Consider the following 13,527-nt stretch of genomic DNA (forward strand, 5'->3'; position numbering starts at 1 on the left):
GCCATGAATCCTATAAAAATGGATCATTTTAGGTATTTAAGTTTATTTTTTTGCTGATGAAACGGTAAATGTAAGAATAAAACGCAGCAGCTTTTTGATTACCATATGAAAGGGAGTAGAAAGGAAGGCGATTTATATAATGCTGAACTGACGCATCTTACATACGATATGATACATGCTTGTTTCATATGAACGAACCATATGTGAATACATGCTTATATATGCATGTACACATCATTTATTGTTCATTCCAGTATAAATATAAAAATTCACATTTAATCTTTTCACGATCCTCTCACTATTCCCCATTTCTATAGACCCCAATCCAGTTACTCAATCCACTACTCATGATGACCTTTCAAGCTCATGATTGATCAACTCATTTTATTCATAGGGTCTTAAGGTGCCATTTTTAGAAAATATTGATCAGAAGCGGAGTGATTGATCTGACAGTATACTAATGATTTTTTTATCGTTGTTGAAAATTAATTTTAGAAAAGGGTGGATGTATTGAAAAGAATATTGTCGCTGGCACTCATTACAGTGCTAGTCATACAGTCTAGTATATTAGGAGTCTTGCCTTTAGCAGGGGCACAAGCAAAAGAAATTCAAGAAAACATTTATGGGGATATTGAATTTGCTGATAGCGAAGGCAATAAGTTATCAAGCATGGAAGATCAGCAAGTAAGAAAGGCCACTGTGCATTGGTCTATAAAAGGAATTGATCTAAAAAAACAATATCCGTATGTTCTCACTCTTCCTTCAGCCATCCAGGTAGAGAAGGAGCAGAAGGAACCCATTACTGTGGGTGACATACCTGTTGGCGAGTATACCGTTTCAAAACAAAATGAAGTGACGGTGAAATTTAAAGAAGATGTTGAGATCGATCCAAATTTAGAAGGATCAATTGACATCGATGTCACCAGTATAACTCAGCAAGAAGAGAAAACAAAGCAAAATGAAGGTGAAGAAAGCCTTCCAAAAGATGACTCAATCTCATCTGAGAAAGATAAAGCATCTAACAATCAAGAAGCGGCTCAAACGAAACAAAACGATGAAGATGAATTACTAAAAAACAAAGTGAGCGTATCTAAGCGTGCAGGGCTGCAAAGTGTTTCAAAACAAACGCTGATACAAGAAAATCTCCTCACTGGTGTGAAATTAATCTTTGAAGATCAGGAAGGAAATTCAGTTGAGAAACCTGATATCAACTCGCTGATTTCCATTAACTATGAGTGGGCCATCCCGAACGGTCATAGCTATAATGGCGGGGATGAATTCCATTTCAAGGTTCCAGAGGAATTAGTGATTTATGAAAAAATCGATCGTCTTGAAATGAAATTTAATCAGGCAACCATTGGTTATTTTTCTGTAGATGAAAGCGGAAATGCCTCCATCGAATTCACTGATTTTATTAAACAATATTCAAATATCCATGGAACACTTCAAGTGTGGACGCAATTAGATAAAAAAACTGTCATTACTGAAGAAAAAGAAGTGGTCATTACCCCGATTGAAGGAAAGGATAAAATATCAATCCCGATTCAATACATTCCAAATGGCCCAAACGTCTCTAAAAAGGGAGAACCAAATCGTTCTTACAATGCTGAAACCATTCAATGGACAGTAGATTTTAATATGGATTTAGAAGATGTGAAACAAGCGAAACTGTTAGATCCGATTCAAGAAGGTCAGGCGTTGAAAAAAGATTCAATTAAGCTTTATCGTATTGATACAAAGCTAAATGGAGAAACATCGATTGGTCAGCTGCTTGACGAAAACCACTACACAATTGGCAAAACAGCAGATGGTCAAGATTTCACGATTGAATTTAAAGATGACGTTCATCTAGCTTACCGTTTAATGTATGAAACGGATATTACGAATCAGGATCAATCTGCATTTCGTAATAAAGCGTCCCTTGTTTCTGGTGATAAAGTGATCAGTTCAGCAGAAGGAACAGTGAATGTGACAAGAGGCAGTCCTTTAAATAAAAAAGCCGCCCAATACGACCCAGTGACACAAACAATTACATGGGAAATTCGTTATAACTATAACGAAAAAAAGATTGCTGAAAAGGACGCTTTGTTAGAAGACTTCTTTAACGGCACACAGGCGCTGATATCTGATTCCATTCAAGTCAAAGAAGTCACAATTGATCAAAATGGCAAAGAAGCAGGGACAAAAGCGTTTGAAAATTACGTGGTTCAACCTCAAAAAAAGGATGAACAAAACGGGTTTACCTTGCAATTCAATCAAGATATTCAATCAGCTTATCTCATCACCTATCAAACAAAAGCAACCGAGCGGATTTTTGAAGCTGAAGAGATCATCAATATGGTAACAGCTGGCAAAGAGAGCAAACAAGGGAAGCAAAGAATTGACCAGCAAATCCTAACGAAAAATCATGGAACACCGAATTACAAGACCAAGACCATTCCATGGCGTATCACCTTCAACAAAGATCAACAAACGATGAACAATGTGATATTAAAAGATACGTTTACAAACGAAGGATTGACGCTGCAAAAAGATAGTTTAAAAGTGACGACAGGTAATACAGTGCTTGAAGAAGGCACAGATTATCAAATAGTTGAACATGCAAATGGATTTGATATTCAATTTACGAAAGAAATAAAGACAGAACATACCGTCACATATACAACGTCTTTTGATTATGAAAGAAGAGCAGATAAAGACCAAAAGAACCTGCGTAATCATGTAAAGCTTGAATGGGTAAATGAAGAAGGCAAGGATTTGACGAAGGAAAATCAATCTGTCTTCACGCCTGACACATACACGCAGTCAAATGGCTTCAAAAACGGAACTTATAATGCAAAGAAAAAAGAGATCACATGGAATATCGGTGTGAACTATAACTTGAAACATCTAGAAGAGGCGAGAATTGAAGATTTCATTCAAGGAAATCAGCGTTTGATTAAAGATTCAATCATCGTCTATTCGCTTGATTTACAAGGCGGGGAAAATGGAGCAGAAGAAAAAGAGGTATTAGCGAAAGAACATTATGACATCAAATTCCTTGAAAATGAAAAGGGAGAAACAGGCTTCGAAGTGATTTTCAAAAAAGCCATTGATTCTCCATACAAAATCACGTATCAAACAAGTGTTGAAGGAATGGATTTAGTACAGAAAACCTACGATAATAAAGCGACCCTTTATGATGGGCAGACAAAAGAATCTGATGTGAATGCAGTGGTGTCCATTCCAAATGGGGGGAAATACACGAGCAAATCAGGAAATCAGCAAGGAAAAGTCATTGATTGGAAACTGAATATCAATTTTGGTCAATCAACAGTCCAAGATGCGACGATTATAGACCATCCGAGCAGTAACCAAGCCATAATAGAAAACTCATTTCATCTCTATTCGACGACAGTAGATGAAAAGGGGCAAGTGACAAAAGGAGAAGAACTGGAAAAAGGGAAGGATTATGAACTAGACCTTGAATTCGACCCAGATTCTTTTCAAATCAAATTTAAAGAAGAAATCACAAGACCATATATTTTAGAATACCAATCTCTCATTTTAGATAAAGTGGGAAGTACACTTCAAAACGAAGTAACGTTTAGAGGTGAAAATGTAAAAGAAATCAAAAAGGAATCCGAAGCCTCAATTGTGGTCAAACGCACCGCTGGTATGGGAGATGGCACAGGATCGATTGGTGCTTTAACCGTTAAAAAGGTAGATGCGAGTACTGGAAAAGCGCTAAAAGGAGCAAGCTTCTCTCTGACAGATGCTGCGAGCGGCATCGTCATTGGTACAAAGACAACAGATGAAGAAGGAGCTCTTCGATTTGATCGTCTTCTGTATGGTGATTATATCGTGACAGAAGAGAAAGCACCTGATGGTTATATTAAAACCAAGGATCCGATCCATGTCACGATTGATCAGCCTTACGAATCTGGAGATCAAGCGAAAACAGGAAATAGCATGACGGTGCAGAACCAAGAAATCCGTCAGCATGTCAAGTTAACGAAAAAAGACAAAGAGACGGGTGCAGCATTAGAGAATGCAGAATTTGAACTGAAAAATGAATCTGGAGACACCGTCCAAACCGATTTGAAAACAGACGAAAAAGGAGAAATCCTTTTCAAACATCTTGAGCCAGGTTCCTATTATTTTGTTGAGACAAACGCACCGAAAGGCTATCAATTAAATCAGCAAAAATGGCCGTTCACCATTAAAGAAAATCAAACAGAAACAACGGCTGTCACTGCAGTAAATGACATCATCAAAGGCTCTGCAGAATTGAGCAAAATAGGTGAAAGCGGAGAAAGACTAGAAGGTGCACAATTCAAGCTTTTAGATCAAGATGGGCAAGAGCTGCAAAAGTCGCTTGTCACAGGAGAAAATGGCAAGATCACGATAAACGAACTAAGACCGGGTACGTATCAGCTCGTTGAAACAAAAGCACCAGATGGTTATGTATTAGATGAAACGCCAATCAAATTTGAAGTACCACTTGATCCAAAGGAACCAGTCGTCATTTCGCAAAAGAACCTATATGAGACAAGTGCATTAGAAGTGTTAAAAGAAGGGGAAGATGGCAAGAAGCTTCAAGGTGTTCGATTTGAAGTCTTGGATCAAAATGACAAAGTTGTGCGTAAAGATTTGACAACAGATGAAGATGGGAAGCTTTTGGTCGACAACCTCAAACCGGGCAAATATCAGCTCGTGGAGACAGAGAGTGTTGATGGTTACCAAAAGAATAATAAACCTTATCCTTTTACCATCGAAATCGCACAAAAAACACCAGCAGAGATCAAAGTGATCAATGATCTTAAAACTGGAGCTGTCCAGCTCACGAAGCTCGGTGAAAAGAATGATGTGCTTGAAGGAGCAGAATTTAAGCTTGTAGATGCAAATGGAAAAGAGATAAAAACAGGTCTCGTCACTGATCAGAACGGGAAGATCATCGTCAACGATCTGAAACCTGGAACGTATCAGTTTGTTGAAACGAAGGCTCCATTCGGTCATGAGCTTGACGAAACACCTGTCACTTTTGCTATTCCATTTAACCCTGAGAAGCTGGTCAGTGTGACAAAAGAAAATAACCGCACTACAGGCGGAGTGCTGTTACACAAAAAAGGCGAAGATGGGAAATCATTAGAAGGGGTTGTCTTTGATCTATCTGATGATAAAGGAAAGATAGTGGCAGGAGGAGAAGGAATCACAACCAATCAGGATGGAAAGATCACCTTCACAGGTTTAAAACCTGGAACCTATCAATTTGTTGAAAGAAAGAGTCTTGAAGGCTATGAATTGAGTACGAAACCACTTGTCTTTGAAGTTGAATTAGGTCAAAAAGAGTTGATTCAAGTGGAGGCAATCAATCAGCTCAAGAAAGGTTCTGTAGAACTCACAAAAATAGGGGAAGAAAAAGAAAGATTGAAAGGAGCAGAATTTACCCTTTTTAATGACGATGGAAAAGAATTGATGTCAGGTTTAACAACCAACGAGAAAGGCATCATCACTGTCAACGATTTGGAACCAGGCGCTTACCAATTGGTTGAAACGAAGGCTCCTTTTGGACATAAACTAGATGCAGAACCAGTAGAATTTAAAATTGATTTCAACCCAAAACAACTGGTGAAAGTGACAAAAGAAAATATTCGGACGACAAGTGCTGTGCAGCTTCAGAAAAAAGGAGAAGATGGTCAGTTACTCAATGGAGTGACCTTCGATCTGCTTGATGAGCACGATCAACGTATAAAGAAAGACTTAAAGACAGACAAAAACGGTCAACTGACAGTCGGTCAACTGAAGCCAGGAACCTATCGATTTGTCGAAACAGCAAGCATTGCCGGCTATGAATTGGATCAGACACCTGTCTCATTTACGATTCGTTTAGGTCAAGACAAACCAGCCAAAGTAGAAATGATTAACAAGCTAACGCCGGGAGCAGTGGAACTGACTAAAGTGGATGATGAAGGACACACGCTGGAAAATGCAGAATTTGCTCTTCTGAGTAAAGAAGGAAAAACGTTGAAGAAATCACTTGTAACAGACCAAAAAGGAAAGCTTCACATCAATGATTTAAAACCGGGACAATATCAATTCGTTGAAACGAAAGCACCTCATGGCTATCAATTGGATGATAAGCCGATCCTGTTCACAATTGAGAAAAATCAGCAGAAGCCGCTTCAATTAACAGCGAAGAATCACTTGATCTTAGGAAGTCTGCGTATCATAAAGGTAGACCAGCAGACAGATAGAACCTTAAAAGGGGCATCCTTTGACATTCGTACAAAAGCCGGGAAAACCATAAAATCTGTGACAACAGGAAAAGACGGAGAAGCCATTGTCAAAGGGCTTAAACCTGGAGAGTATCTACTCACAGAGACGAAAGCACCGGATGGTTATGTAGCTTTAAAGAAACCGCTCGCTTTTACAATTCAAATGGGCGAAGTGGAGATCAAGACAATGATTGTGAAAAATGCACCAGTGAAGAATGAAGAGGACCACACGAATCCGCCAGCCTCAGATAAAGGGGATCAGCATCCGCCTCATGACTCAAACGGTGAGCTGCCAAAGACTGGTGAAGAATGGCTGCGTTACTTGATGTATGCAGGGATTTTACTAGTAGCTTCTGGAACTGTTCTTCTTGTTTTCAGAAGAAGAACCATTCAGTAAAAGGAAGGAACGAGTGTATTGATGAAAAAAAGAACCTTATTAGGAAGCTTTTTGGTGGTCACGGGGCTGATGCTCACCTCCGTTCCTTTTCTATATGAGTGGCGAACTTCACAAGAGACAGCAGCAATGGAACAGGCATTAAAAATGATTAAAGAAAATGAAAGTGATGCCCTTTCTTCTATTCCACATTTAATTGTGTCAGAAGAAGACCTGCGAGATGTGATGGAGCTAGAGATCCCGTCAATTGATTTAAACGAAAAAGTGCTTCCTGTTACAACAAAAGAAAATTTAGGTATAGCACTGACTCAAATTAAATCTCATCAAATGCCAGGTAAAGGGAATTTCACGATTGCAGGACATAGAGGGTATAGAGGCGACCGTCTTTTCCGTCAGCTGCCAGAGGTGCCTAAAGGAGAAAAAGTCGTCTTACATCATCAAGCTGAAACATACGAATATAAAATTGTCAGCTCTGCTACGATTGAACCGACGGATGTGGATGTACTAAAGGATCGTGGGAAAAATGAACTGACATTGATCACTTGTACACTTGATGGTCAGAAACGATTTGTCTTAAAAGGGATACGAATCAACGCTTCAAAGGGTGAGCAGCCATCCGATGTATAACATCAACATAATAAATGATGGATGCGATGGAAAAGCAGTGCTCACGACCGATATGTTACACCAATTGTTATCAGAGCATTATCCAACTTTAAAAAACGAACGTTGGGATGTTGATGTAGATACAATTCGGGCTTCACCTATTCTTCACCCTTTATTAAAAAGAAAGCTTCCAATGGGTATTGAAAAATTCACATGTGTTTTGTTCACGCAGCAGACAGCAGCTTTTGGAGAGCCTTTGATTGTGTACTTTTTATTGGATGAGAAAGGCGAATCGATTTACGCAATGGATCTCTTGCTCGAGCAGCAAGATACCCATTAAACGAGAAATAAATTAGCGGGTTCGATTTTAAGGTGGAAAAATAAAATCAGTTATATCATGAGGACTCTAATTCGTATATGAATTAGAGTTCTTTTATTTGTATATATATAGACGTTTTACTAACTTTATTATCTACTAAGAAGTCCGCTGCCCAGCAGATAGTCTCCAATGTTTAGATGATAAAGATTTTATAAAATGGATCGAAAACAGAGGTCATAATCAAGATTGGCGACCAAAGAAGATCATCTAGTTTTTATCCTTTCCCTGTTTCTTCAAAAGGAATATCAGAAAGTGCTAAAGATAATCATGTGTTGACTGCAAAATACTGATAAAATTTATTTAGATTATTCCTTAATTATAGGTGTGGAGGTAAAAGCATGCGAAAAGAAGACCCCCAATATATTTTTCATCATGATAAACGACCAGAAGTTGTTCATGATTTAGCCGATGTAGATAATAATTCCACTGAGTTGTTAATCACAGGAAAAACAAAAAATATTGAAAGGTTGAAATCTTTTTCTAACCTGACGAAATTGTGGATTTACAAAGTGAACCAAAAGGAATTCAATACGATCTTAAGCTTAGTTAATCCCAAAATGCTCTTTGTGCATGAACTGAGAGTAGAAGATTTATCAATCATCAGTTCTCTTAAAGATGTTGAGGTATTGGCACTTGAATGGAATACAAAGGCACAAAGTTTATGGGATATATCAAAAAACACGTTTTTAAAATCTTTATCCATAACAGATTTTTCAAAGTTGAATGACATAGCCCCTTTGCAAAAAAACACTGGTTTAGAATTTCTACAATTGTCAGGCGGGATTTGGAATACATTAAATATAAATACTCTTCAACCTTTAAGATACCTCAAGAATTTAACATATCTGTGCTTATCAAATATAAAAGTGAAGGACGAGTCTTTAGAGCCGATATCGGAATTAGAGGGACTCAAGGAACTTGAAATTTCGAACCAATTCCCGACAGAAGAATATGCCAGGTTATCCGTCACCCTCCCAAATACGAAGTGTGATCGTTTTGCGCCATACATCTATTTATCAAGTCCTATTGTAGATAAAGATGTGATGGTGATTGGAAAGCGAAAACCGAAATTAAATTCAAAAGTTGATGGGGAAAAGTTGCAAAAATACGAAAAACAATTTAAAGCGTACCAAGAAAAGTTTATAAAATAACTTAAAAAGCAATGGAAAATCAATTCCATTGCTTTTTCTTTCTTGTTATTCAATCAAGCAAACAACTTCAGCCCAACCACTCCAATGACAATCAGCAGCAAGCTGAGTATACGAATCATGTTTTTTGGCTCTTTAAATAGAATCATATTAAACAAGACAGAGCCCGCCGTTCCAAGTCCAATCCAGACCGTATAGGCAACGGATACTTGAACGGAAGAAAACGAGGCGTATAAAAACAAAAAGGATAAGGCAAACCCGCCGACAAATAAAATGCCTGTCGTGATTTGCTTTTTCTTACTAAACATATTGAGGCCAATGGTTCCGCCGATTTCGCAGGCAGAGGCCAACAGTACAAAAAACCAGCCCATGTTATACCGCTTCTCCTTTCTGCTCATGTGCATCTCCATCAGACACTTTCAGTCCAATAATCCCGAGAATCAAAATGCCCATAAATAAGAGTTTTTCTAATGAAAACGAACCGCCGAACAGTGCATAATCCATCAAAGACGTACCAATCGTTCCAACTCCGGCAAACACGGCGTACACGGTTCCTGTCGGCAGCTTTTCGCAGGCTTTCATTAAAAAGTAAAAATCAACTGGGATCAGGCAGATAATGATCGCCCATTCCCACAGAGCATCTGCTCTATTTAAACCAAACACCCAAAGTAATTCGAATAAACAAGTGAGTGCAACATACATCCAGCTTTTTTTCATCGTATTTCCTCCTAAAACTTAAAAATGACGATTCGTCATTTTGAACCCAAAAAAGAGCGTACAGCAAGTGCTGTACTCAGATTGTCGACAAAGGGCTAAAATGAACTTGATTTTAGCCCTTTGTCTTCTTTTCAGCGTGATAGAAAACCTTTGCAGTCTAGGAAGGACGAGCACCGGAGCGGAGCGAATTGAAACATTCGTGAGCACTGGAGCGCAGACCTGACAACGAATGCGAGGGTTTGTCTACACGCTGCGTACAGCGAGTGCTGTACTAAGTTAAGGTGTCTCTATGCCAAGTGCGTAAAGAAGAAATTGCTTCACCTCTCGCTTTTGAATCAGAACCTCTTCTGTATCTGTTTCCGTAAACAAGTACATTTGCTCAGCAGACGATTCGAGTAAACCGATAATGAATTTGGCTGCATATTGACAGTTCAAATTCGCACGGACTCGTTTGTCCTGCTTTGCTTTTTCTAGAAAAGCAGCGACCCATTTGTAAATCGGCTCATAAATATCTTCCCATTCCTTTAAATGCTCGGTGGCGGCTAAGCCTGAGTAGGTGAGGGCAAGGACATCTCGGTATTGCCTTGTAAAAGCAAAAATGAATTCAACAAGTGCATCTGCTTGATCGAGGACATCTGCATGCTGAGTTAATTCCTTTTCGATCGCAGGCACCATCTGTGCGATAAGATGTTCTGCGATCGCAGGCATGACGGAAAGCTTTGAAGGAAAATATAAATAAAACGTTCCTTGCGCTACTCCTGCTGCTTTCACAATATCCGAAATGGTCGTCTTTTCGATGCCTTTTTCTTTAAACGCGTCAATCGCAGCAAGCATAATCTTTTCTCGTTTCGACATATCATCACCGACCTTAAATGACTGAATGTCATTCAGTTTAGCGAGAAAATGACGATTTGTCAATATGGTTTTCTCTTCATTGAATGTGAGAATAAGTGATGAATAGATGCGGGCAAGCCTGAATAAGCTGTAAATATGGTCAAGCATCATCATATGAGAAAGGGGCAGCTCTCTGTATGACTTTCAGTGCTATGTTTTCCATTGCTTATTTTCTCCTGCTCGTCCCGCTCTATTTACATATGAGATACAGACAGGCAAAAAAGCACAATCGTTTTATCTATTTGCGGACAGAATTGGTCCTTGCCAGTCTGTTTATTTATACGAATGTTTTACTATATTTGACGGTCTTTCCAAATCGTTTTTCCGCCTCTAGGGATCAGGTGAGTGTTAATCTCATTCCTTTGCAGTCCATTTATCAAAATCTTCACGCGTACCATCATGGCTATCCCAATCTTGTCTTTCTAAATTTAGCAGGGAACATATTGTTATTTGTTCCACTCGGTTTTTTTCTATATCAAACCTTTCGAACCTTGCGCTGGCAAAAGGCGGTTCTTGGGGGCTTTCTCCTGTCAACCATGATCGAATTGCTCCAATGGATGTTCTCGCAATCTGGTATTATTACAAGAAGCAGCGATATTGATGATATTCTCTTAAATACACTTGGCACAGCGCTAGGCTGTATCGTGTATCAGATTTATCGAAAAAGGAAGGAGAAAACCTGAGTGAAGCGAGTTTGTATTATTCCATGTGGCGCGAAGAAAATTTGGGATGTCGATCCAGAAGCAGGGAGCCAGCCAGCGAACCATGTCTATTTAAGTCCCCTGCATCAGCGTACGAAAAGCTATGCTCAAACGTTCTTTTCAGACTGGATGATCTTATCAGCAAAGCACGGGTTCTTAAAGGCAGATGATATCATACATGAAAATTATGATGTGGCTTTTGGTACACCGCATGCTAAGCAGATCACACGAGAAGAACTGAGCCAGCAATTTCATCAAAAAAATCTTTTCGCATATGATGAACTGGTGGTACTAGGCGGAAAGAAATATCGAAAAGTGATCGATCCTTTATTACAGCCTCATCAAAAAGCAAATTATCCGCTTGCTCCATATAAAGGAATTGGCTACATGCTTCAGGCGTTACATCAAGCAGTGGAATCAAAAGTAGAACTTCCGCCGCATATTTAACACATTCACATCTACCGGTAAGCAGGGTTTTGATCTTTAAAAAGAGAATAATTGAAATAGCTGATTGTTTCATATCTTTTCAGCAGCCACTAGGATGCCCGTATCGCTCGGGTGAAGTGGCTCAATGAAAAAGGAGGCGTATGAACATGACAACCATCTATTTAGCTGGTGATTCGACCGTTTCATCTTATCTAGATCGTCCTGTTCAAGGAGGATGGGGAGAGTTTTTACACCGCTATACAGCGCAAGGGGTGAACGTCGACAATCGTGCCAGTGGTGGAAGAAGCTCCAAAACATTCATTGAAGAAGGACGCCTTGATGACATATTGGCTGACATTCAGCCAGGAGACTGGCTTTTCACGCAAATGGGGCACAATGATGCTTCCAAGGAAAAGCCTGAGCGACATACAGATCCTTTCACAACGTATAAAAACTACCTGTCTCAATATATTCATGGAGCAAGAGCAAAAGGGGCAACACCACTTTTATTAACGCCAGTCGGCCGTTTTCATGAAAAAGACGGAGAATTTATCAATGATTTTCCTGATTACTGTGCCGCTATGAAAGAATTAGCCGATGAAGAAGAAGTTCTTCTCGTCGATTTAAATACCGCAAGCCTTCAGTTTTATCAAATTTCCGGCATAGAGAAAACGACCTCTTATTTTATGCTGTCAACAGGAATTGAGGATCGCACGCACTTTACAAAAGAAGGCGCAGATGCGATTGCAAGACTTGTTTCTCTTGAATTAAAAGACCTTGGTTTAACCATTGTATGATGGATGACAGGACGAGTGAGCGCTCGTCCTGTTCTTTTTTGCAGAAAGCTATTGATTCCCCTCACTAGAGTAGACTACAATAGATACATATGATAATGAGAATCAATATCACTGATAAATAGATCATTCGATGGAAAACTGGAGGGACTCAAATGACAGAGCAGCTTGAATTGTTTGACGTCACCATTATTGGCGGCGGGCCAGCAGGCATGTACACCGCCTTTTATAGTGGGATGCGGGACTTAAAGACGAAGGTACTTGAGTACAACGAAAGCCTTGGCGGAAAAATCCTTCTCTATCCTGAAAAGGTCATTTGGGATGTCGGCGGTTTGCCGCCAACAAGAGGAGAACAGCTGATACAGCAGCTGGAAACACAGGCGAAAACATTTGAACCAGAGATTGCACTGAATCAAAAAATCACGTCATTTGAGCGAGATGAACATAATCACATCATACTGACGGCTGAAAATGGTGATCGTCATTTGACAAAGACCCTCATATTAGCGATGGGTCATGGCATTCCAGTTCAGCGGAAACTTGAAATCGAGCATGCAGACCGCTATGAAGTGACAAACCTTTATTACACTGTCCAGGAGCTCAAGACATTTGCAGGGAAGCGGGTTGTGATTTCTGGAGGCGGCGACTCAGCGGTTGACTGGGCCAATGCCCTTGCACCGATTGCTGAAAGTGTCACCGTCGTGCATCGCCGTGACATGTTTGGCGGACATGAGAAAAACGTCGCCAACATGAAGGCAACTTGCAAACGAATTTTAACCCCGCATGAACTAACAGAGCTGCATGGTCAAGGCGACAAAATTGCTGCGGTCACCATTCAAAACATAGAGACAGGTGAAAAAGAACGAATCGAAACAGATGCTGTGATTGTCAATCACGGAATGAAAGGCGATCTAAGTGTGCTATCAGAATGGGGCCTTAAGCAAGGTGAATGGGGACTGATCGAGGTCAATGAAAAAATGGAAACCAATTTACCGGGCGTCTATGCGGTAGGCGACTTGTGTACACATAAAAGCAAGGTTCGCTTAATTGCCGGCACGTTTGTTGATGGAGTCAATGCACTGAATAGCGCAAAGCTGTACATCGAACCAGAAGCTGAAAAAGTGGCATACGTTTCCTCTCATAATGAACGCTTTAAAGAGAAAAACAAAGAATTACAAACAGCTGGAGCTCGTTGAAGCATTCAAATAACA

At 39.7% G+C, this 13,527-nt stretch carries 11 protein-coding genes; 8 read left to right on the top strand and 3 right to left on the bottom strand.

The features are described 5' to 3' along the window. Window positions 1-501 precede the first annotated feature (501 nt). The 4 genes from NSS76_RS04155 to NSS76_RS04170 all read left to right on the top strand — a co-directional run bounded on the left by NSS76_RS04155 (window position 502) and on the right by NSS76_RS04170 (window position 8,787). Window positions 502-6,654 (top strand): SpaA isopeptide-forming pilin-related protein, encoded by a 6,153-nt coding sequence (locus NSS76_RS04155; RefSeq protein ID WP_341080906.1) that lies wholly within the window; start codon window positions 502-504, stop codon window positions 6,652-6,654. Window positions 6,655-6,675: 21 nt separating this feature from the next. Then, complete coding sequence (locus NSS76_RS04160; protein ID WP_024425242.1) at window positions 6,676-7,278, top strand: class D sortase; 603 nt, start codon at window positions 6,676-6,678, stop codon at window positions 7,276-7,278. Continuing rightward, complete coding sequence (locus tag NSS76_RS04165) at window positions 7,271-7,597, top strand: hypothetical protein (protein ID WP_212048795.1); 327 nt, start codon at window positions 7,271-7,273, stop codon at window positions 7,595-7,597. The genes NSS76_RS04160 and NSS76_RS04165 overlap by 8 nt, the downstream gene beginning before the upstream one ends. Window positions 7,598-7,974: 377 nt before the next feature. Continuing rightward, complete coding sequence (locus NSS76_RS04170) at window positions 7,975-8,787, top strand: leucine-rich repeat domain-containing protein (RefSeq protein WP_029706848.1); 813 nt, start codon at window positions 7,975-7,977, stop codon at window positions 8,785-8,787. A gap of 53 nt (window positions 8,788-8,840) precedes the next feature. Here the strand turns inward: NSS76_RS04170 and NSS76_RS04175 are convergent, their stop codons facing one another. The 3 genes from NSS76_RS04175 to NSS76_RS04185 all read right to left on the bottom strand — a co-directional run bounded on the left by NSS76_RS04175 (window position 8,841) and on the right by NSS76_RS04185 (window position 10,356). Further along, window positions 8,841-9,155 (bottom strand): DMT family transporter, encoded by a 315-nt coding sequence (locus NSS76_RS04175; RefSeq protein ID WP_003217878.1) that lies wholly within the window; start codon window positions 9,153-9,155, stop codon window positions 8,841-8,843. Between the two features lies 1 nt (window position 9,156). Next, window positions 9,157-9,501, bottom strand: coding sequence for a DMT family transporter (locus NSS76_RS04180; RefSeq protein WP_024425239.1), 345 nt, complete (start codon window positions 9,499-9,501; stop codon window positions 9,157-9,159). A 276-nt stretch (window positions 9,502-9,777) separates the two neighbouring features. Beyond that, complete coding sequence (locus NSS76_RS04185) at window positions 9,778-10,356, bottom strand: TetR family transcriptional regulator (RefSeq protein ID WP_024425822.1); 579 nt, start codon at window positions 10,354-10,356, stop codon at window positions 9,778-9,780. 176 nt (window positions 10,357-10,532) lie between these two features. Between NSS76_RS04185 and NSS76_RS04190 the strand changes: the two genes are divergently transcribed. From NSS76_RS04190 to NSS76_RS04205, 4 genes are all read left to right on the top strand, one after another. Continuing rightward, window positions 10,533-11,078, top strand: coding sequence for a VanZ family protein (locus NSS76_RS04190; RefSeq protein WP_073204367.1), 546 nt, complete (start codon window positions 10,533-10,535; stop codon window positions 11,076-11,078). Next, window positions 11,079-11,543: a DUF6884 domain-containing protein gene (locus NSS76_RS04195; protein ID WP_073204371.1), complete on the top strand. Its 465-nt coding sequence runs from the start codon at window positions 11,079-11,081 to the stop codon at window positions 11,541-11,543. It begins immediately after the preceding gene. A gap of 146 nt (window positions 11,544-11,689) precedes the next feature. Next, the gene (locus NSS76_RS04200; protein ID WP_341080919.1) at window positions 11,690-12,319 is read left to right on the top strand and encodes a rhamnogalacturonan acetylesterase; all 630 of its coding nucleotides are present in this window, start codon (window positions 11,690-11,692) and stop codon (window positions 12,317-12,319) included. Between the two features lie 152 nt (window positions 12,320-12,471). Further along, on the top strand, window positions 12,472-13,512 hold the full coding sequence (locus NSS76_RS04205) for an NAD(P)/FAD-dependent oxidoreductase (protein WP_073204376.1): 1,041 nt from the start codon (window positions 12,472-12,474) through the stop codon (window positions 13,510-13,512). Window positions 13,513-13,527 lie beyond the last annotated feature (15 nt).

It is taken from the genome of Bacillus sp. FSL R5-0654 (assembly GCF_038008745.1).
Taxonomy (GTDB): domain Bacteria; phylum Bacillota; class Bacilli; order Bacillales; family Bacillaceae; genus Bacillus; species Bacillus safensis.